The sequence below is a fragment of the Quatrionicoccus australiensis genome, assembly GCF_020510525.1.
In the GTDB taxonomy this organism is placed as follows: domain Bacteria; phylum Pseudomonadota; class Gammaproteobacteria; order Burkholderiales; family Rhodocyclaceae; genus Azonexus; species Azonexus australiensis_B.
This window is the reverse complement of record NZ_CP075188.1, coordinates 1,397,999-1,416,788: the sequence shown is the minus strand read 5'-3', so window position 1 is coordinate 1,416,788 and position 18,790 is coordinate 1,397,999. Positions and strand designations below refer to the sequence as shown.

Sequence of the window (18,790 nt, the reverse complement as noted above, 5' to 3'; positions counted from 1 at the left end):
TTCACCGATTTATGACCCACCCAGTAAGCGACCAAACAGACGTTCCACACGTAGGCCATGACCTTGGTCATGTCGTCGTCAAGTACATCCTTCCCTACAACACGCTTCTAGCCTTCTCCGCAGGTGTAGCGGCTCTGACCGGCTATATATCTACCAATCTTCTAGTTGGGTTGGCTGCGCTACTACTGGCGCTAGGCGTCACCGCCTTGGTTCTTGACCTGACCATACGCAAGCGCCTTGTAGACTATGGACGATCAGAAAAAGCCGGCATCAGTAGACGACTAGTTCACTTTTTGTGGCCTAGCTACCTCACCCGTATATATAGAACAGGCCCATTCATTGCACTGCTACTCATTACAACCGGCATGAGCATCTATGCAGCTCACCACGTACAACAGGATGCAGAAGCCAAAGCTGAACGTGAACGAGTAGTAGCCCAAGATAATGAAGGCATCACGGTAGGCAACCCTGCATTAAACATCAAAGGCATGAGTGCCTATATCAAAGCAGGTTCGATTAAACGCATTGGTGAATACGGAGTATTAAGGTTCACACTAATCGACCCACAATTAAAACAATTTATTATTGGTGATGGATTTAGCCAGAACCCATCGAAGGTCAAGTCTGCCGAAATTCTCGCAGAGTTCAACTGCGACACTGGTAGCCAAGTACGAGAACTATCCGTTACCACCTACCCGGAATCTAATTTAGTTGGTCAAGCTACCACTATCCTAGCCAGAGAACTTTACTGGCGTGACACATCCAAGAAGCAAAAAGAAATTAAGAAATTAAGCAGCCGTATAGAAATGGTTGTTTGTGCATATCATCGCCCAGGCGAAGCAATGGATGATGATTAAATCAAAAGTGGAGTAAACACAATTGTTCGAATATCTTTATTTTATATATATATCGCTGAGTGGGTATCTTCGATTTATATATCTGATTTTTATAAGCATTGTCTATCTAATTCCGGCATGGTTTGCGTGGATTCATGGACATGGCCGTTTTGGAAAAACCGGCGTTTTCGACACGCTGGACCTGGACAAACTCGATGTTGTTGTGTTCTGGATTTTGACTCTTCCATGGTTCTTGATGCCGATTCTCCGTTTAATCTACTTCGCAATATTCGATAAAGGTGAGGATTAGCCTTGCGAATAAAATATTTTAATTAAAGGCGTTGAATATGAAAATATATGTACCAGCTATCGTTTTGTGTTGCTTGGCTTTAACTGCATGTGGCTCTTCTGAACCACCACCTGCACCAACACCAACAACAAACCCTACTCAAGCCGCCAAACCAAAACTTGGTTATACCATTGCTGAGTTTGATGCTGCAGTTGAAAAACTATATGGTGCATCACCAGAAGAGGTTATGAAGAAATTTGGAAAGCCTCGTGGGTACGATAGAAACAGTGATGGAACAGAACAGTTTGCTTACGGTGGAGTTGAAGACCCTGTGACAGGCATGCTTTCAAGTAGTACATACCTTGGGTTTCAAAACGGGAAATTGAAGCCTGAAAAACCAACCCACTATTTCTGATAAACACCGAACCCACCCAAACCGGTGGGTTTTTTATTGCCAAGAGTTTCTTGTAACTAATGATAAACAGTAGTAAATTGCCAAACTTTCTACTTTGCATACACAGGAGATAAACACCATGGCAAGCTACCACGACCTACTGGCTGAACGTGACGAACTAGACAAGCGTATCGAAGAAGCACGTAAAGCAGAATTGTCGGATGCAATCCAACAAGTCACAGCCATCATCAAGAAATACGGTTTGACTGCTGCTGAGTGTGGTTTCGGTTCTGTTACCAACGAACCTACTGAAGTCGCTACCGCTACTCGTGCACCAGCTAAGCCCAAGTACATCACTCCTGATGGTAAGAAGACTTGGACTGGTCGTGGTCGCGCTCCTAAAGAGTTCCAGGCACTGATTGATGCCGGTCACGACAAAGAAGAGTTTTTGATTAAATGATTTTAATTTTTCACTTTTTGTTTTAATTTTAAGAACAGATTAAAACAGAGTGAAAAATGAGAAAAGCCATATCAAAGATAAAGCATACTATTTGGATAGTTAGATACGTTTATTGGAATAAAATGAAAGTATCCCTTGACACGTTCGGCGGCGGCACGCAAGAAATTGAAATGAACGATATAGTTTCAATTTCAATTACCATCATTAATGGCATCAAACAAATTTGCATTATTCTACGAGGACAAACCGAAGCATTGCATTTTCCTTTAACTGCTCACAATCTAATTTGGTTTCAAGGTTTCATTATTAACTGGACAAATGATGATATTTGCACTGTTACGCCAACACAAAGCAGCGGATTGGGTTTTAAGTAAAATTACACAAGCGTACTCTATATAGGGATGCTTTTCTAAATTAGAAAAGCATCCCATTTTTATTTTCAGATTACAAGTTTAAAGCCATAAATATATTGGCATGGCTTTTCATGTATGGACGTGTATTGACAGGAAAATACATGTCAATATCAAAACAAATGTTGCCTTAATTCAATAAATCGAAGTAGCTTGGTATACACCTTCTCAACTACCAAGCTACACAAAATGAATTACGAGCACCTAAAAAATATAATCACAGAAGCAATCGCCCATCTGGAACTGATGCTAAGTGACATAAACGGTTTTGGATTTATTGATTTCTCTAATGACTTGATTTGCGATGGGCAAATATGTTTATATCAAGTAACAACATTACTCGATGAACTCAAGCGTCAACATGTCAGCAACCAAACAACAATATAACGTTGCAGTTAATTAAACCAAAGCGCATGTATCGACAATATCCCGTTGTCGATACATCGCAATAACGTCAATCATGCAGACTTAGAAGCATTCAATTTTGCTTCATGTTCTTTAATAACCTTATCACCTTGGCGTTTTGCTTCCTTCATGGCTTGTATGACAACCTTGGATAATACAATCTCCAAACCGAGTTCATATTCTTCTAATTTTTTATTAATAGCTTCGATGTCTGAATGAAGCTGTTTAGGAACACGCACATTCATAGACATTGTTTCAATCACTACCTTTTTCGTTAGCACGCTCATATTTACCCTCTCTTGTTTGTATCCTAGAGCCTTCTACCGTTACTTATATCACACACATATTATTAATCAACAATATTAGATTATTTATCGAAACCTAATTAATTTGTGTTAATATAATCAAATCAATATTGATTAGGTTTTAACGGAACAGTTCTTTTTAGGGTTAAACGATACGATTATTTTTTTGTTTTAACACCGGAGAAGCCAGGGCTAATATTCCGCAGCGCTACGCTTGCTATATATTAGCTATCCTGGCCGGGGCAAGCCCCTGGACCCCTGCCGTTGGCACCTATAAACGGAGGGTTTATGTCTAAAAATTATCTATCTAAAACCGAAGATTTATCGTTAGGTTTTGACGCTGACGAGAGCAAACGCACTAAGCTTGTTTGCTGCCGATTGAATAAATCGGAATATGCCACCTTCACCAAAAACCGTGGCTCAGTTCCTCAACACGAATGGGTACGTATGTGCGTTCTACGCTCCATACAACCCATCATCTCTATCGAGAATAGGGAGCTATACATGCGCCTCAATAAATTGCTTGGCGCTGTCGGTAGCATCATCAAGAACGACAAAACCTTGACCATTGAGCAGGAAACGAACCTATCCGAAATCAAAGATGCTGTTAAACAATTACAGCGTGAACTGGTAGGTAAAAACTAATGAAAGGTATGCAGAAAATCAAACGCGGCATCCTCTTCAGAGGTGTGCTCTTATACGTGTTTGATCGTAAAAATGGACACTCAGACAACCCAGGTCAATTGATTGATAGCAACATGGCTGGTCTGGATGTTGATGAGTTAGTTGCTGAGTTCAATGCCATCAGAAAGTCACGTAAGGACATAAAAAAACCCGTTTGGCACAACTCATTAAGGTTGCCAAAGGGTGACAAATTGACCAAAGAACAATGGGCCAAAATTGCGGAAGCATATTTAAATTTGCTTGAATTAGACACAAGCAACTTTCAATATGTTTGCGTACTTCACGATGATGAAGATGGACAGCATATACACATCATTGCCAACAGAATAGGTATTGATGGCTCTGTATATCTTGGCAGAAACGAGAACCTTATCAGTACTCGCATCATCTCTGAGCTTGAAAAAGAGTTTGGATTGACCACTACAAAAGGTTTGAATTATGTAACAGATGATGCTGGCAAAATTAAAATTGCACCAAACAACGAAATAAACACACGCATGGAAGTTAAGTCAACCAAACAAGAGTTGGCTATGGAGAAACGCAAGCAGGAAACAAATGTAAGCCATCTGAATCCAAAAAAGCGATTATCCAGAGCCATAGATGAAGCACTTGATGGTGGCGCAACTGTCGAAAAATTTATATCCAAATTAGAGAGCATGGGTATCGTTGTTGTTGCCAATATTGCACAAAACGGAACCATGAACGGCTTCAGTTTTGAAGTTGAAAACCAAACATTCAAAGGTAGCCAAGTCAAAGCATCATGGAGTGAATTAATAAAATCACGCGGACTTGATTACAACAAAGAACGTGATACCGAAATATTGAAAGCACACTATATTGGTTCGCAAAAACCTAATATTGATAGTATCAAATTTCAAGATACCAAGTCACAAACCATCAATGTCACACTGGCTAGTGACTCAGCATTGGAAAACATTATTAAGCCAGAAACAACCAATACTGCGAAGTTAGTCAGTATAAGAAAACGCATCTTGCAATCAGTCAGACCACTTCAAGAATCTGAATGCCGTGCCATGGTTGTTTATGAAGCGCCGGAAATTAAAAATGGAATAGATAAAACGCTATGCTACAACATGCCAACCAATCCTATGGATGTACAGGCATGTTACTCGTTACGTGCACTACTAGGCCAAGATGCTGATGTTGAATATAGAGACCGACATAAAATTATGAATCTAATCGGTCGAAAATACTCTTGGTCATCCTACTACAAGGAAATACAAGATGGTTTTAATGCCGAAACTGAATATGGAGGCAGTCTTGGTTGGTGGAGAGCGATGGCAACTATTGTATTCAATAATTTTAACGATAAGCTAACAGAGTTTAAAAATTTCATACCAGATAAATACAAAACTCATGTTGATTCAGTTATCAAGATATTATTTGGCAAGCGCTATAAACTACCAGCAGACCAACCTACTCATGCAGTATGGAAAGTTGTACGGGAGGTCGAAACCCTTGAACCTGATAAACCTAAACCAACGGTAGAGGTTAACCAGCCTCAGCCTAAACAACCATCTGTCGAACCTCCAGCGCCTGAGATTCCGGCACGTCAACAGGTTGACGAACCGGTCCATGAAGAACCTGAATGCGATTATGGTTGGCAAGAACCCAAGGTGGCAGAGATACCCGATACGGGTTTTCAATATCCAACACCCAAGAACCCTTGGGATTCATCTGGGTCTGATTTTAGGCCTTGGTAGCAGCAGGTTTTGTAAAAACTCGCTTTTTCTTGATTGTGACAATTGGTTGGACGGGTTCCAACAATTTAAATATGGGGTCGGCAGCAAGCAAACTACTCGCATGAGTGCAGGCCGGATAATTTCCAAGCCAAGAACCATCGACAGAAGAATTCCGGAAGTATTAACCCGGCAATCCAATAGGTTCATTACGCGGCATATTGGATTTTTCGGTGTCTAAAATAGGACATAACCCGTTTTGGGCGATTCTGTATTTTCATCATTGCACCTCGCACCTTTGATTCCAGTTCATCCCGATTCCTGGCAGGCTTTCCGCCATGAACCAAGGCCTTCAGGTCGCAATTCAGATACTCGTCCGGATTGAGTTCCGGGGCGTAGGCGGGCAAGAAGAACAACTCAATGTGCTCGGTATGTTTTTCCAACCAGTCCCGAACCTTGTTGCTGTGATGCACTCGCAGGTTGTCGAGAATCAAAAACACTTTGCGTCCAGCATCACGAACCAGGCGTGCAAGGAATCGAATCAGGACAGTGGCCGTCATCGTTTCCCGATAGAGCATGAAGCGCACTTTCCCCTGGTTGGTGACCGTGGAGATCATGTTCGTGGCAAACCGGCTGCCGGGCACCCTTTGAACAGGTGTTTTTCCCGCTGGCGCATAGCTCCGGCCATGTTGGCAATCGCTACGGATGCCCGTTTCGTCACCCCAGTGAATCTCCGCCCCTTCGTCCTTGGCGCGCCGGGCGATGCGTGGGTAACTCTCCTTGAGCCAAGCCTCCACCAATTCAGGTTTCTGCTCATAGGCCCGCTTCAACGGCTTCTGCGGTGTAAAACCCCAGCGCTTGAGATACTCACCGACCGTCCGAATCGGCATGTCGATCTTGAAACGACGATGGATCAACTCCTGAACTGCTGCCCGTGTCCAGAGCGCGAAGGAAAGCTTGAGTTGGTCAGGCATTTTCTCGCTGATCAACTGCTGCACTGCCCACTCCTGTTCCACGCTGAGTGTGCGTCGCTCACCAATCTCCGTGCCTCTTTTGCCGCCTTCTACCGCCGACTTGAGGCCTTCTGCCTGGTAGCGCGACCACCAATATTGGACCGTACGGGAATGTACTCCGACCGCTAATCCAATCTCGGCAAATTCGCGTCCGTTCATTCGCATGCGAAGCGCTATCTTGCGCTTCTCCTTTTGTTGCTCTGGCCTGAGCTTGCGGGCATCTTCTTTATCCATGCAAATATCATAACATAAACGCCCTATCTATTTGCCAGGTTAATAAAGCGAGGTGACTCCAAAAAATGGATCAGCACCTTGCGTTAACTTCAAGAGGAGTAGTGCATTGGGTGTCAGGTTGAGTTTTATTTTGAATTTCGAGTCGACTTCAGTCGTGTAGGCTTGACCTGGTTGCGCTAGTTTAGTCAGGAGCAAGTGTGGAACCGACAAACCTGTGCTCCGAATCCAATGTGCATGGTCAGCCATGATATGGTCGTGCCCCCACTGTGCGTTAGCATCACCACGCTGCAATCGCACAGGCAGTGGGTCTTTTACACTGGGGACAAGTCCACCAGGAATGAATCCAAAGTTAATCTGGCCGTTTACAGTCCAATAGTCACGTTTTCTGCTTGCTACAGAGTAAGTCATTCGGTCCCCTTCTGAGTCGTCTCAGGGGACGGTTCAGTTGCAAATTATAATTTGATTGCGCTATACTGAGTCTGTCGCTGAATACGACGAACTGCCCGCTGTAGTGGCACGAAAGCGAGGTGTAGTTTAGCAGAGATGGGGCCATATGACTCAGTCATCCATCTGAACGGGGTGCTAGGTTTCCTAGCGCAGGGGTCCTGAAGCGAAATCTTCTAATGGATACTGCGGGCGCCGTTCCGACACGTACTCGTAAAGCCGCCTTCGGGCGGCTTTACTCATTTTGGATGTATTCATAACTGAGGTAATTCCCACTTCTTATGAACCAACCCGAAATCGACCTTCTTTACTCTTCATATAGTTGTTCATATGGACGGTCTTCAGTCTACGGTCAGATTTTAGCCCGCTCTGAAAATTGTACGGAGGCTACACGCCCTTTACACACAGCCGGGTAACGGTGATACTGTAGGTGCGACAGAAACTGCGTCATGTGGTGTTGTGTTCTAGGGATTTCCTAGAATCAGAGCCATTAGAAATCAATAGGTTATATCTGTCGTACCCGTTGATTTTCTAGCTACTCGTGTCCCTTCCTGGGCACCAACGATTTTGACTGAAGGCCTTGTGAAAACAAGGCCTTTTTTCATTTCTGCCCCACACCTGCGGGACAGGCCGCATTGTCTCACAGGCCGCCACAGGCGTCGCCGGGAAATCTCCGCAACAGCCGGATTAAAAAATTTTCAAAAAGCGCTGTACAAGCCCGAGAAAGTCCTTATAATGCGCCCTCTTCGCACCTGTGCCCAGGTGGCGGAATTGGTAGACGCACTAGTTTCAGGTACTAGCGGGTAACTCCGTGGGGGTTCGAGTCCCTTCCTGGGCACCAGCGATTTCTTGTCGGTCGCCACCGGCAAGAACGCGAAAAGCGGTTCAGTCCGCAACATGATCAAGGCCACTTCGGTGGCCTTTGTCGTTTCCGGCTTCTGGAAACAGCCCCCCCCCGGCGATCACGCCGGCCCGACCGGGCAGCCATGGCGAATATGACAAGGCGTCATCGAAGCGTAACAAAGGCCGACTATCGTGCGTCCTTCGCCGGGCCGGCACCGCCCCCGGCATAGCGCCCTTTCCCGCCGACATGATCACCTTGCGCCGCCCCGCCCAGCTTTTCCCTCGCCTCGACCCGGCGCCGCTCTGGCCGGCACTCGGACATCTCGCCAGCCTCGCCGTGCTGCTCGCCGCCGTCTGGCTGTTCGCCGGCCTGCTCGGCGCCTTCGTCCTGCCCGCCGCCGCACCGGCAAGCAATCGCAACAACGATCCGCAGGTAGCGGCCGCCCATCTCGTCGCCTCGCCCCTGTTCGCCGGAGCAAGCGCGGCCGCACCGCGCGCCGAACCGGCCAGCCACCTGCAACTGCTCGGCGTCTTCGCCTCGGACCAGGCGGCGCAGGCGCGCGCCATCATTCGCCGCGACGGCGAAGCCACGCCGCTGGTCGTCGCCGTCGGCGACCGGATCGGCGAACAGTTCATCGTCAAGCGCATCACCCCCCGCCAGGTCGAGCTGCTCGCCGGCAGCACCAGCAGCCAGTTGAATCTCCCCGCCGCACAGGCCGCCGAGCCGGCTTCACCTTCTTCCGAAAACTGACCCCAACCGATGAACACCCGCCTCAAGCGCCACCTGCTGCACGCCTGCCTCCTGCTTTGCTGCCTCGCCTCACCCTTGCCCGGGCTGGCCGCCAGCGAGGAAATGACCCTCAATTTCGTCGGCGCCGACATCGAGTCGGCGGTCAAGGCGATCGGCCAAATCACCGGGCGCAATTTCGTCATCGATCCGCGCGTCAAGGGCACGATCAACATCATTTCCGGCAAGCCGGTATCGCGCGACCTGGCCTACCAGGTGCTCGTCTCGGCGTTGCGCATGCAGGGCTACTCGGTGGTCGAGGGCGGCGCGGTGACCAAGATCCTGCCCGATGCCGATGCCCGCCTGCATGCCGGCCCGGTCGGCGGGCGCGGCCTCGGCGACCAGATCACGACCCAGGTCTTTCACATCCGTTACGAATCGGCACCGCAGGTCTTGAATGCGCTGAAACCGCTGGTCGGCCCCAACCAGTCGATTACCGCCAACGCCGGCAGCAACACCCTGGTCGTCACCGATGCCGCCGACAACCTGCGCCGCATCGAACGCATCATCGCCTCGATCGACGTGCCGCACGGTGACGATCCGCAGGTCATCCGCCTCAAGCATGCCTCGGCGATCGAGGTCGCCGCCAATATCGGCCGCCTGTTCGGCAACGGCGCCGCGGGCACCGCCGGCAGCCTGGTCGCAACGGCCGATCCGCGCGGCAACCGCATCATCCTGCGTGCCGACAATCCCGGCCTGCTTGCCCGCGCCGCCGCGCTGGCCAGTGAGATGGACCAGCCGGATGCCGGCTTCGGCAACATCCGCGTCGTTTACCTGAAACACGCCGAGGCGCCGCGCATTGCCCAGATGCTGCGCGCCATCCTTGGCAGTGAAACCGGCAGCAGCAATGCCGCCAGCCAGAACACTCGCCTCACCGGCAGCACGCAATCCGGCGGCAGCAGCACAGGCACCGGCAACAACGCCTTGAGCACGCAGAACGCAGCAACGGGCAGCAACGCCGGCAGCAACTGGGCGAACGAGAGCAACAGCAGCCAGAACGGCGCCGCCCTCGTTCCCGGCAGCATGGTACAAGCCGACGTGGCGAGCAATTCGCTGATCATCACGGCGCCCGAGCCGGTCTTCAACAACCTGCAGAACGTCATCGCCATGCTCGACCGGCGCCGCGCCCAGGTTCATATCGAGGCGCTGATCGTCGAGCTGAGCGCCGAACGCGCCGCCGAATTCGGCATCCAGTGGCAGGACCTGAGCGGCCTTGGCAAGACCGGCCTGAGCACGATAGGCGGCACCAATTTCGGCGGCACCGGCCAGAACATCATCACCGCGTCGACCTCGATCAGCACGCTGGGCACCGGCCTCAATCTCGGCATCACCAACGGCAAGATCACCATTCCCGGCGTCGGCACCATTGCCAATCTCGGCTTTCTCGCCCGCGTCCTGGAAAGCGAGGCGCACGCCAACATCCTGTCCACGCCGAACATCATGACCCTGGACAACGAAGAGGCGAAAATCGTCATCGGCAAGAACCTGCCCTTCGTCACCGGCTCCTACAGCACGACCAGCACGACCAGCACGGTGACGCCCTTCCAGACCTACGAGCGGCGCGACGTCGGCCTGACGCTCAAGGTCAAGCCGCAGATCACCGAAGGCGGCGTCGTGCGCATCCAGATCTACCAGGAGGCTTCGTCGGTGCAGTCGGGCACGGCGAGCAACACCACCGGGCCGATCACCAACACGCGCTCGATCGAATCGAGCGTGCTCGTCGACGACGGCAAGATCATCGTGCTCGGCGGCCTGATCGAGGACAGTTTCGGCGCCAACGAGGAGAAGGTGCCGCTGCTCGGCGACATTCCCTTCCTGCGCAACTTCTTCCGCTACGCAGACCGCAACCGCAAGAAGACCAACCTGATGGTTTTCCTGCGCCCGCGCATCGTGCGTGACGAACTCGCCTACAAGGACATGACCGAGGATCGCTACCAGCAGTTGCTCGACGGCCAGAAGCGTCAGGGCGAAAAGCAGATCCCGAGCTGGGGCGAAGCCGGCGTGCCGGAACTGCCGGCCCTGCCGGCCGCGAACTGAGCGCAGCAATGCCGGCAATGACCCGCCTGCCCTACGCTTTCGCCCGCCAGCACGGTGTCGTGCTCGGTACGGTCGACGCCGATTTCTTGCCTGTTTTCTGGCGCACCGATGCGCCGCTGCCGCTCGCCGCACTTTCTGAAATCCGCCGCAGCAGCGGTCTTCCGCTGCAACCGCAGCCGGTCACTGCCGAGGAATTCGCCCGCCGCCTGGCCGAAGCCTATGCCCAGGGCGAACAGACGGCGGCCGAAGTCGCCGACGACATCGACCAGGATCTCGACATCGCGCGCCTGGTCGAAGAACTGCCGCCGATCGAGGATCTGCTCGACACCCGGCACGACGCGCCGATCATCCGCATGATCAACGCCCTGCTCACCCAGGCCGCGCGCGAGGACGTCTCGGACATCCACATCGAACCCTACGAGCGCCACTCCTGCGTGCGCTTTCGCCTCGACGGCATGCTGCGCGACGTGGTGCGCCCGAACCGGGCGCTGCACGCGGCCATGGTGTCGCGCATCAAGATCATGGCCAGCCTCGACATCGCCGAGAAGCGCCTGCCCCAGGACGGCCGCCTCGGCATCCGGATCGGCGGGCGTGGCATCGACGTGCGCGTCTCGACGCTGCCCTCCAGCCACGGCGAACGCGTCGTCCTGCGCCTGCTCGACAAGGACCCGAAACGCCTAGACCTGGCGCGGCTCGGCATGGCGCCCGACACCCTGGCCCGCACCGACCACCTGATCAGCCAGCCGCACGGCATCGTGCTGGTCACCGGGCCGACCGGCTCGGGCAAGACGACGACGCTGTACGCCGCGCTGTCGCGCCTCGATGCGCGGCAGCAGAACATCATGACGGTCGAGGACCCGGTCGAGTACGAACTGGCCGGGGTCGGCCAGATCCAGGTCAATCCGCGCATCGACCTCGACTTCGCGCGCGCCCTGCGCGCCATCCTGCGCCAGGATCCGGACGTCGTCATGATCGGCGAGATCCGCGACGGCGAAACCGCGCAGATCGCTGTCCAGGCCAGCCTGACCGGCCACCTCGTGCTGGCCACGCTGCACACCAACGACAGCGCCAGCGCCGCGACCCGCCTGATCGACATGGGCGTCGAGCCCTTCCTGCTCGCCTCCAGCCTGCTCGGCATCCTGGCGCAGCGCCTGGTGCGCCGACTCTGCCCGCAGTGCAAGACGACGCGCCCGGCAACGGTAGACGACCAATTACCGCCCGAAATCAGCCGGCTCTGCGAGCCGGTCGGCTGTCCGCATTGCGCGCAGACCGGCTATCTCGGCCGGATCGGCATCTACGAGTTGCTCGAGATCGACGAGACGCTGCGCCCGCTGCTCCACCACGGCACCGACGAAAGCGGACTGCGCGCCGCCGCCCGTCTGGCCGGGCGCGGCGAGCGCCGCCTGCGCTACCTGCACGAGGACGGCCTGCGCTGGCTGGCGACCGGCGAAACCTCGCTCGCCGAACTGCTGCGCGTGACACGTAACTGACGCCATGGCCGCCTTCCGCTACCGTGCCGTCAATCTCGCCGGCGGCGAAATCGCCGGCGTGCTCGATGCCGACACCGCGCGCCAGGCGCGCAGCCTGCTGCGCGAACAAGGCCTGTTCCCGGTCGAGGTCCAGACGGCAGTCAGCGCGGCCAGCCCGGAGACGCCGCTGCGCCGGCCGCCGCGCCTCGGCCACGCCGCCCTGATGCTGCTCACCCGCCAGTGGGCAACCCTGCTCGAAGCCGGCATCCCGGTCGAGCGTGCCCTCGCCGCGCTGATCGAGCAGAGCGCCGACACCGCGACACGGCAACTGCTCGCCGCGATCCGCGCCGAACTGCTCGCCGGCCATCCGCTGCACAAGGCGCTGGCGCGTTTCCCGCGCAGTTTCGACAGCCTCTACTGCGCCCTGATCGCGGCCGGCGAACAGAGCGGCCAGCTCGACGGCATCCTGACCCGCCTCGCCGATCACCTCGAACGCAGCAGCGCCCTGCGCCAGCGCCTGGTCCAGGCCCTCGTCTATCCGGTGCTGGTCGTCGTCGTCGCCTGCGCCGTGATCCTCGGCCTGATGACCTATGTCGTGCCGCAGGTGATCGCCGTCTTCCAGAACGGCAAGCAGCAATTGCCGCTCCTGACGCGCGGCCTGATCGCGCTCAGCGATTTCCTGCGCGTCGCCTGGCCCGGCCTGCTCGGCGGCGGCCTGCTCGGCACCTGGCTGGCCCACCGCGCCTGGCGCCAGCCGGCGATCCGCCGCGCCTGGCAGACGCAGCTGATGCGCCTGCCGCTGCTCGGGCCTCTGCTGCGCAGCCTGGACAGCGCCCGCCTCGCCCAGACCCTGGCCATCCTGGTCGGCAGCGGCGTGCCCCTGCTCAATGCCCTGCAGGCCGGACGTGCCGTGCTCTGGCTGAGTCCGCTGCAGGACGCGCTGGGCGCTGCCACCGACCAGGTGCGCGAAGGCATGCCGCTGCACCGTGCGCTCGCCCAGACCGGGCATTTCCCGCCGCTGCTGCTGCACATGGTGGCGAGCGGCGAAAACAGCGGCCGCCTCGACGCCATGCTCGACAAGGCGGCGCGCCAGCAAAGCGACGAGGTCAGCCACCGGCTCGGCCTGGCGATGAGCCTGTTCGAACCGCTGATGATTCTCGGCATGGGCCTCGTCGTGCTCGTCATCGTTCTCGCCATCCTGCAACCGATCATCGAAATCAACCAACTGCTGCGCTAGGTACTCCATGAAAAATGCCCTTTTCCGCCGGTCGACCGCTGGCTTCACGCTGATCGAAGTGATGGTCGTCATCGTCATTCTCGGCATCCTCGCCGCGCTCGTCGTGCCCAAGGTAATGAGCCGGCCGGACGAGGCGCGCATCGTCGCCGCCCGCCAGGACATCGCCAGCCTGGTCCAGGCACTCAAGCTCTACCGCCTCGACAACCAGCGCTACCCGAGCAGCGAACAGGGCCTCGCGGCATTGGTCAGCAAGCCACAACTGCCGCCGGTACCGGCCGGCTGGAAGAACGGCGGCTACGTCGAACGCCTGCCGCGCGACCCCTGGGGCCAGCCCTATCTTTACCTGAACCCCGGCCTGCATGGCGAGATCGACGTCTTCAGCTACGGCGCCGACGGCCAGGCGGGCGGCGAAGGCAACGATGCCGACATCGGCAACTGGGCGCTGTAAGCCGCGAAAAACCATGGCGCGCGGCTTCACCCTGATCGAAATCCTCGTCGTGCTGATCCTGCTCGGCATCCTCGCGACCAGCGTCGTGCCCGCCCTGCCCGACAGCCGCCTGGGCGCCCAGCGCAACAGCGCCCGCGCCTGGCAGGAACAGGCCGAAACCGCGGCACGCCAGGCCAGCCGCGAAGCGCGCGACTGGGCCTGGCAGGTCAACAACGGCACGGCGCGCCTGCTGGTCGAGAAGGATGCGACCTGGCGGCCGGCCGAACTGCAGCCGCCCTTCCTGCCACTGGCCGAGGGACTCGCCCTCGAAAGCCTGGAAATCGACGGCCATGCCCAGGCGCCGGGCAGCCTGATCCGCTTCGGCGCCACGCCGCCGCTCTTCGTCGTCCGCCTCGGCGACGGCGCCCGGCACTGGCAGATCGCCGGTCAGCCGAGCGGCCTGATCAGCCTCGAGGAAGTGCCGTGAAACGCGCCGCCGGTTTCACCTTCCTCGAAATCCTCATCGCCCTCGCCATCCTCGCCGTCGGGCTGGCTGCGGCCATCCGCGCCGGCAGCGGCTCGGCCGACACCATCGAAGCCCTGCGCACGCGCCAGCTGGCCGGCTGGATCGCCGAAAACCGGATCGCCCTGCTCTACGCCGAACGCGCCTGGCCGGCGCTCGGCGAAAGCCGCGGCACGGCCGCGATGGGCAGCCAGAGCTTCACCTGGCGGCAGCGCGTCGCGCCGCTGCCGCAGGCGCAATTCCGCCGCGTCGACATCGAAGTCTTCAGCACCCCCGGCACGGCTGCACCGGTCGGCCGCCTGGTTGCCTTTTTGCCTGCGCCATGACGGTCGACCGCTGCAAAACGGCCGGTTTCACGCTGATCGAGATGCTCGTCGCGGTAGCCCTGCTCGCCCTGATCGGCGCGCTCGGCTGGCGCGGTCTCGACAACGTGCAGCAGGCCAGCCTGCACCTCAGCGAAACCACAGCGCGCTGGCAGGAACTCGCCCTGGTCGGCGAGCGCATCGGCAGCGACGTCCGCCAGGCGATCGCCGTCCCCGGACGACAGACCGACGGTCGCGCCGCGCCGCCCTGGCAGGGCAGCAGCACGGAAAAAAGCGCCCAGATGAGTTTTACGCGGCTCGGCGACAGCGGCGGCCAGCTCAGCCGCCTCGCCTACCGCTGGCAGGACGGCCAGCTCGACCTGCTGCTCTGGCCGACGCCGGACGCGCTCGCGCCGGGCCGCAGCTACCGCCTGCTGAGCGGCATCGAGCACCTCGAATTCGCCTATCTCGATCGCCAGGGACGCTGGCTGGCAAGCTGGCCGAACCCGCCCGAGCAGGCCCTGCCGCGGGCCCTGCGCCTGCGCCTCCAGCTGCAGGAAGGCGGCACGATCGAAAGGATCTTCGATGTTCCCGCTGCCGACTGAAGTCCGGGCAAAAATGCCGTTTCCGGGCCGTCGACCGCAAGGCGGCGCGGCGCTGATCATCGCCATCCTGGTTACCGCACTGGCGGCGGCGAGCGCGATCAGCCTGCTCAGCCGCACCGATCACTGGATCGAACGCCTGGCCGGCAGCCGCGACAAGGCGCAGGCCTACACCATGGCGCGCGCCGGTCTCGCCTACGCCCAGGCCATCCTCGCCGCGGACGGCCGCGCCGGTGCCCTCGACACGTTCAATGAGGACTGGGCGCGCCAGTTGCCGCCGCTGCGCTACGAAGAAAGCGAAGTGGCCGGCCGCATCGAGGACATGCAGGGCCGCTTCAATCTCAACAACCTGCGCCGCAGCAACGGCCAACTCGACCCGCAGGCCCTGCGCGCCTACCGCCGCCTGCTCGCCCTGCTCGGCCTCGCCGACGGGCTGGCTGACAGCCTCGCCGCAGCGCTGGGCGGCAACGAAAAACCTGCGGGCCTCGCCCGGCCGCTCGACCACCCGGCCCAGTTGCGCGCCATCGCCGGCTACAGCGCAGAAAACATGCGCCGCCTGCAGGATTTCGTCAGCGTCCTGCCCGGCCAGCAGGCGGTCAATATCAATACCGCGCCGCCGGAAGTCCTCGCCGCCGTGCAGCCCGGCCTCAGCCTCGGGGCGGCGCGCGCCCTGGCCGGCCAACGCCTGCAGCAGCCGTTCCGCGACCAGGGCGACTTCCAGAACCGCCTGCCCGAACCCAACCTGCCCGCGCCGCTGCTGCCGCTGACCGGTGCCAGCCGGCACTTCCTGATTCATGTCGAGGTTCGCACCGGACGCAGCCGCAGCCGGGTCGACACCCTGATCAGTCGCGCCAGCGAGCGCGGCCCCGTCCATATCTACTGGCAAAGCCTGCGATGACCACCCTGATCCTGCTCATTCCCTCCGACTGGCCGCAACACCGCCGCGACTGCAGCTGGCTGCTGCGCGACCGGAGCGGCCGCATCGTCCGCCAGGGCCACAGCGAACCGGCCTACTGGCCGGGCATAGGCGAAACCAATGGCGACACCGCCGGCTGCCCCTGTGAAATCCTGCTCAGCGGCAGCCAGTGTGCCAGCCAGCGCGCCCGCCTGCCACAGACCGCGCGCGCCCGCAGCCCACAGGTGATCGCCGGTGCGCTTGAGGACAATCTGCTCGAAGCCCCCGAACAACTGCTCTTTGCGGCCGCCGAGGCGGGCACGGACGAAACCAGTGCGATCGGCATCATCGCCCGTCAGCGCCTGGCCGGCATCGTCGCCCTGTTGCGCGAACTCGGCCTCGCCCCGCGCGCCGCCTGGCCGCTGGGCATGGCACTGCCGGCCGGCCACGCCTGGCTCTACGCCGGCAGCCTCGACCTGGCGCTGGCCGATGGCAGTTTCGCCAGCCTGGACAGCGATCCGCATCTCGGCAGCTGGCTGGCGCAACTGCCGATCAGCAGCTATCGCAATCTCGATCGCCAATTGCCGGACTCGGTCACGGCGCTGCTCGAAACCGGCAGGAACAGCGGCGAATTGCGCGACAGCGGCACCGAACCGGCCAGCCTGAGCCTCCCCGCCGGTGCCGGCTTTCTTTACGGCGAACTGGCACCAGCCAAGCCGCGCCTCGTCCTGGCCCGCCACTTCCGCCACGCCGGGCAGCTTGCAGCCGGCGCCGCGCTGCTCGTCGCCGTACTCGCCACGGCGCAGTGGATCTGGCTCGAGCGTCAGGCAAACGACTATCGCCAGCATGTCGTCACCCGCTTCCGGCAGGCCTTTCCGCAGGCGACGCTGGTCGATCCGCTGCTCCAGATGCGGCGCCAGGTCGACAACGCCCGCCGCCAGGCCGGACAACTGGCCGATGACGACTTCCTGCGCCTGCTCGGCCCGCTCGCCAGTCTGACGCCGAACGAGGCCGGCCTGCTCGGCGAAATCCGCTACGAGCAAGGCCGCCTGCACCTGCTCAGCCAGCTCAATGCCGCAGCCCTCGGCCGCCTCGCCGAGGCCGGCCGCAGCCAGGGCCTGCGCCTGATCGCGGAGGCCACCCCAGGCAGTTTCAGCATCCAGGCCGGAGATTTGCGATGAAAACCCTTGTTCTGAACTGGCAACAACAAGCGCTATCCTTTTGGCAGCAACGCGCCCCGCGCGAGCGACGGGCGCTGCAAATACTCGGCGCGGTGCTGCTCGGCGCCCTCCTTGTGCAACTCGCCTGGTCGCTGGCCAGCAGCCGGCACAAGTTGCTGCGCCAGATGCCCGAACTCGCGGCAACGGCCGAACAGAGCGATCGCCTTTACGAAGCCTGGCAGCAACTGAGCGCCGCCAACGCGGCACGCCCGCTGCCGCGCCCCGAAGTGTTGCGCCAGGCCGTCGAGCAGCGTCTCGGCGAACTCGGCCCGAAGCTCGTCGCGCGCTGGAACGGCAACGGCGAACTGCAGCTTGAAGGGCGTACCGATTTTGCCCGCTGGCTGACGTGGACCGCTGCGATGCAGCAGGAAAACCGCCTGCTCCTGCAACGCGTCCGGCTGCAACCGGGCGGCGACGGTGTCGTGGTCGATGCCGTCTTCGCCTTCGCGGCGACGGCGCCATGAGACATCCGCGACCGCGCCCGGTCGGCCGGCCGGCCAACTGGCCGCGCCGCCTGTTCATCCTCGGCCTGTGCAGCCTGCTCGGCCTGGCGCAGTTGCCGGCAAGCTGGCCGGCGGCGGCGCTCAATGCCGCCTGCGCCGGCCAGTGCCGGATCGCCGAGGCCGACGGCGCCTGGTGGCAAGGCCGCGGCCGCCTCTTCGCACGCCTGCCCGATGCCGACGCCTGGTTCGATCTCGGCCCACTCGCCTGGCAACTCAAACCATTTTCCGCCAGCGCCGAAATCCGCCTTGGCGACGGCCGCGCGACGCTCGCCCTGGCCGGCGACGGCCTGCACCTGAGCGCCGACGGCCTCGTCCTGCCGGCTGCCCTGCTCCTTGCCCAACCAGCGCTCAAGCTGCCGGGCAGCGGCTGGCAGGGTCGGCTGGCCCTTGGCCGCAGCACGACACACTGGTCCTTTGCCGGCATCCCCGACAGCCAGGGCGAGCTGGTCTGGCACGGCGCCGCCAGCGGCCTGCTCGAGGATTATCCGCTGGGCGAACTCAGGATCGCCTGGGCCTACCAGGCGGACGGCCTGCAGGCGCGGCTCGCCGGTGGCCGACAGGGAAACATCGAACTGGACGGTCAACTCGTCCTGCACGGCAAAAATGCCGGGCGCGGCTGGCAAGGCAAGCTGACTGGCGAAGCCCGCCTGGCAAATGATGCGGAGAGCCGCCTCGGCCGCTACTTGCAAATGATTGCCCAGCCGCAGGGAGGCGGCCGCTACCGCCTGGACTGGTCTGCAACATAATTGTCATGCCGTGTTCACGTTCGTG

21 protein-coding genes and 1 tRNA gene are annotated in these 18,790 nt (G+C 58.4%); 19 read left to right on the top strand and 3 right to left on the bottom strand.

The annotated features are described in order from the left end of the window. Positions 1–11: 11 nt before the first annotated feature. The 4 genes from KI612_RS06820 to KI612_RS06805 all read left to right on the top strand — a co-directional run bounded on the left by KI612_RS06820 (position 12) and on the right by KI612_RS06805 (position 2,353). The gene (locus tag KI612_RS06820) at positions 12–857 is read left to right on the top strand and encodes a hypothetical protein (RefSeq protein ID WP_226443065.1); all 846 of its coding nucleotides are present in this window, start codon (positions 12–14) and stop codon (positions 855–857) included. Between the two features lie 326 nt (positions 858–1,183). After that, positions 1,184–1,540 carry a hypothetical protein gene (locus KI612_RS06815; RefSeq protein ID WP_226443064.1) on the top strand — a complete coding sequence of 119 codons (357 nt, stop codon included), beginning with the start codon at positions 1,184–1,186 and terminating at the stop codon, positions 1,538–1,540. Between the two features lie 118 nt (positions 1,541–1,658). Beyond that, complete coding sequence (locus KI612_RS06810; protein ID WP_226443063.1) at positions 1,659–1,979, top strand: H-NS histone family protein; 321 nt, start codon at positions 1,659–1,661, stop codon at positions 1,977–1,979. Positions 1,980–2,101: 122 nt separating this feature from the next. Next, positions 2,102–2,353: a hypothetical protein gene (locus tag KI612_RS06805; protein WP_226443062.1), complete on the top strand. Its 252-nt coding sequence runs from the start codon at positions 2,102–2,104 to the stop codon at positions 2,351–2,353. A gap of 494 nt (positions 2,354–2,847) precedes the next feature. Here the strand turns inward: KI612_RS06805 and KI612_RS06800 are convergent, their stop codons facing one another. After that, the gene (locus tag KI612_RS06800) at positions 2,848–3,057 is read right to left on the bottom strand and encodes a hypothetical protein (RefSeq protein ID WP_226443061.1); all 210 of its coding nucleotides are present in this window, start codon (positions 3,055–3,057) and stop codon (positions 2,848–2,850) included. 330 nt (positions 3,058–3,387) lie between these two features. Here KI612_RS06800 and KI612_RS06795 point away from each other — a divergent pair, with 330 nt between their 5' ends. After that, positions 3,388–3,744, top strand: a complete 357-nt coding sequence (locus KI612_RS06795; RefSeq protein WP_226443060.1) for a hypothetical protein — start codon at positions 3,388–3,390, stop codon at positions 3,742–3,744. Beyond that, the gene (locus tag KI612_RS06790) at positions 3,744–5,507 is read left to right on the top strand and encodes a relaxase/mobilization nuclease domain-containing protein (RefSeq protein WP_226443059.1); all 1,764 of its coding nucleotides are present in this window, start codon (positions 3,744–3,746) and stop codon (positions 5,505–5,507) included. Before KI612_RS06795 ends, KI612_RS06790 begins: the two co-directional genes overlap by 1 nt. 185 nt (positions 5,508–5,692) lie before the next feature. Here the strand turns inward: KI612_RS06790 and KI612_RS06785 are convergent, their stop codons facing one another. Together KI612_RS06785 and KI612_RS06780 are read right to left on the bottom strand one after the other, a co-directional pair. Next, positions 5,693–6,730, bottom strand: a complete 1,038-nt coding sequence (locus KI612_RS06785) for an IS630 family transposase (protein ID WP_226440294.1) — start codon at positions 6,728–6,730, stop codon at positions 5,693–5,695. 39 nt (positions 6,731–6,769) lie between these two features. Further along, a complete protein-coding gene (locus KI612_RS06780) occupies positions 6,770–7,138 on the bottom strand; it encodes a hypothetical protein (protein ID WP_226443058.1) in 369 nt (122 codons plus the stop codon). Positions 7,139–7,930: 792 nt separating this feature from the next. Between KI612_RS06780 and KI612_RS06775 the strand changes: the two genes are divergently transcribed. The 13 genes from KI612_RS06775 to KI612_RS06715 all read left to right on the top strand — a co-directional run bounded on the left by KI612_RS06775 (position 7,931) and on the right by KI612_RS06715 (position 18,765). Then, positions 7,931–8,015, top strand: a tRNA-Leu gene (locus KI612_RS06775). 249 nt (positions 8,016–8,264) lie between these two features. After that, on the top strand, positions 8,265–8,768 hold the full coding sequence (locus tag KI612_RS06770; protein WP_226443057.1) for a type II secretion system protein N: 504 nt from the start codon (positions 8,265–8,267) through the stop codon (positions 8,766–8,768). A 9-nt stretch (positions 8,769–8,777) separates the two neighbouring features. Continuing rightward, on the top strand, positions 8,778–10,841 hold the full coding sequence (gspD, locus tag KI612_RS06765) for a type II secretion system secretin GspD (protein ID WP_226443056.1): 2,064 nt from the start codon (positions 8,778–8,780) through the stop codon (positions 10,839–10,841). Between the two features lie 17 nt (positions 10,842–10,858). Further along, positions 10,859–12,331, top strand: coding sequence for a type II secretion system ATPase GspE (gspE, locus tag KI612_RS06760; RefSeq protein WP_404818081.1), 1,473 nt, complete (start codon positions 10,859–10,861; stop codon positions 12,329–12,331). Between the two features lie 4 nt (positions 12,332–12,335). Next, positions 12,336–13,547, top strand: a complete 1,212-nt coding sequence (gene gspF / locus KI612_RS06755; RefSeq protein WP_226443054.1) for a type II secretion system inner membrane protein GspF — start codon at positions 12,336–12,338, stop codon at positions 13,545–13,547. Positions 13,548–13,554: 7 nt separating this feature from the next. Continuing rightward, entirely contained in the window at positions 13,555–13,995 is a 441-nt protein-coding gene (gene gspG / locus KI612_RS06750; protein WP_226443053.1) for a type II secretion system major pseudopilin GspG, read from the top strand. Between the two features lie 13 nt (positions 13,996–14,008). After that, complete coding sequence (locus KI612_RS06745; protein ID WP_226443052.1) at positions 14,009–14,461, top strand: prepilin-type N-terminal cleavage/methylation domain-containing protein; 453 nt, start codon at positions 14,009–14,011, stop codon at positions 14,459–14,461. After that, the gene (gene gspI, locus KI612_RS06740; RefSeq protein ID WP_226443051.1) at positions 14,458–14,823 is read left to right on the top strand and encodes a type II secretion system minor pseudopilin GspI; all 366 of its coding nucleotides are present in this window, start codon (positions 14,458–14,460) and stop codon (positions 14,821–14,823) included. The genes KI612_RS06745 and gspI overlap by 4 nt, the downstream gene beginning before the upstream one ends. After that, positions 14,820–15,404 carry a type II secretion system minor pseudopilin GspJ gene (gene gspJ / locus KI612_RS06735; RefSeq protein WP_226443050.1) on the top strand — a complete coding sequence of 195 codons (585 nt, stop codon included), beginning with the start codon at positions 14,820–14,822 and terminating at the stop codon, positions 15,402–15,404. Before gspI ends, gspJ begins: the two co-directional genes overlap by 4 nt. Further along, a complete protein-coding gene (gene gspK, locus KI612_RS06730) occupies positions 15,385–16,299 on the top strand; it encodes a type II secretion system minor pseudopilin GspK (protein WP_226443049.1) in 915 nt (304 codons plus the stop codon). The genes gspJ and gspK overlap by 20 nt, the downstream gene beginning before the upstream one ends. After that, complete coding sequence (gene gspL, locus KI612_RS06725) at positions 16,296–17,477, top strand: type II secretion system protein GspL (RefSeq protein ID WP_226443048.1); 1,182 nt, start codon at positions 16,296–16,298, stop codon at positions 17,475–17,477. Before gspK ends, gspL begins: the two co-directional genes overlap by 4 nt. Then, complete coding sequence (gene gspM / locus KI612_RS06720; protein ID WP_226443047.1) at positions 17,474–17,980, top strand: type II secretion system protein GspM; 507 nt, start codon at positions 17,474–17,476, stop codon at positions 17,978–17,980. Before gspL ends, gspM begins: the two co-directional genes overlap by 4 nt. Beyond that, positions 17,977–18,765 carry a type II secretion system protein N gene (locus KI612_RS06715; protein ID WP_226443046.1) on the top strand — a complete coding sequence of 263 codons (789 nt, stop codon included), beginning with the start codon at positions 17,977–17,979 and terminating at the stop codon, positions 18,763–18,765. Before gspM ends, KI612_RS06715 begins: the two co-directional genes overlap by 4 nt. The last annotated feature ends 25 nt before the right edge of the window (positions 18,766–18,790 follow it).

Coding starts and splice junctions, on each gene's coding strand:
- KI612_RS06820 (WP_226443065.1), top strand. CDS start 12: ATGACCCACCCAGTAAGCGACCAAACAGACGTTCCACACGTAGGCCAT.
- KI612_RS06815 (WP_226443064.1), top strand. CDS start 1,184: ATGAAAATATATGTACCAGCTATCGTTTTGTGTTGCTTGGCTTTAACT.
- KI612_RS06810 (WP_226443063.1), top strand. CDS start 1,659: ATGGCAAGCTACCACGACCTACTGGCTGAACGTGACGAACTAGACAAG.
- KI612_RS06805 (WP_226443062.1), top strand. CDS start 2,102: ATGAAAGTATCCCTTGACACGTTCGGCGGCGGCACGCAAGAAATTGAA.
- KI612_RS06795 (WP_226443060.1), top strand. CDS start 3,388: ATGTCTAAAAATTATCTATCTAAAACCGAAGATTTATCGTTAGGTTTT.
- KI612_RS06790 (WP_226443059.1), top strand. CDS start 3,744: ATGAAAGGTATGCAGAAAATCAAACGCGGCATCCTCTTCAGAGGTGTG.
- KI612_RS06785 (WP_226440294.1), bottom strand. CDS start 6,730: ATGGATAAAGAAGATGCCCGCAAGCTCAGGCCAGAGCAACAAAAGGAG.
- KI612_RS06780 (WP_226443058.1), bottom strand. CDS start 7,138: ATGACTTACTCTGTAGCAAGCAGAAAACGTGACTATTGGACTGTAAAC.
- KI612_RS06770 (WP_226443057.1), top strand. CDS start 8,265: ATGATCACCTTGCGCCGCCCCGCCCAGCTTTTCCCTCGCCTCGACCCG.
- gspD (WP_226443056.1), top strand. CDS start 8,778: ATGAACACCCGCCTCAAGCGCCACCTGCTGCACGCCTGCCTCCTGCTT.
- gspE (WP_404818081.1), top strand. CDS start 10,859: ATGACCCGCCTGCCCTACGCTTTCGCCCGCCAGCACGGTGTCGTGCTC.
- gspF (WP_226443054.1), top strand. CDS start 12,336: ATGGCCGCCTTCCGCTACCGTGCCGTCAATCTCGCCGGCGGCGAAATC.
- gspG (WP_226443053.1), top strand. CDS start 13,555: ATGAAAAATGCCCTTTTCCGCCGGTCGACCGCTGGCTTCACGCTGATC.
- KI612_RS06745 (WP_226443052.1), top strand. CDS start 14,009: ATGGCGCGCGGCTTCACCCTGATCGAAATCCTCGTCGTGCTGATCCTG.
- gspJ (WP_226443050.1), top strand. CDS start 14,820: ATGACGGTCGACCGCTGCAAAACGGCCGGTTTCACGCTGATCGAGATG.
- gspK (WP_226443049.1), top strand. CDS start 15,385: ATGTTCCCGCTGCCGACTGAAGTCCGGGCAAAAATGCCGTTTCCGGGC.
- gspL (WP_226443048.1), top strand. CDS start 16,296: ATGACCACCCTGATCCTGCTCATTCCCTCCGACTGGCCGCAACACCGC.
- gspM (WP_226443047.1), top strand. CDS start 17,474: ATGAAAACCCTTGTTCTGAACTGGCAACAACAAGCGCTATCCTTTTGG.
- KI612_RS06715 (WP_226443046.1), top strand. CDS start 17,977: ATGAGACATCCGCGACCGCGCCCGGTCGGCCGGCCGGCCAACTGGCCG.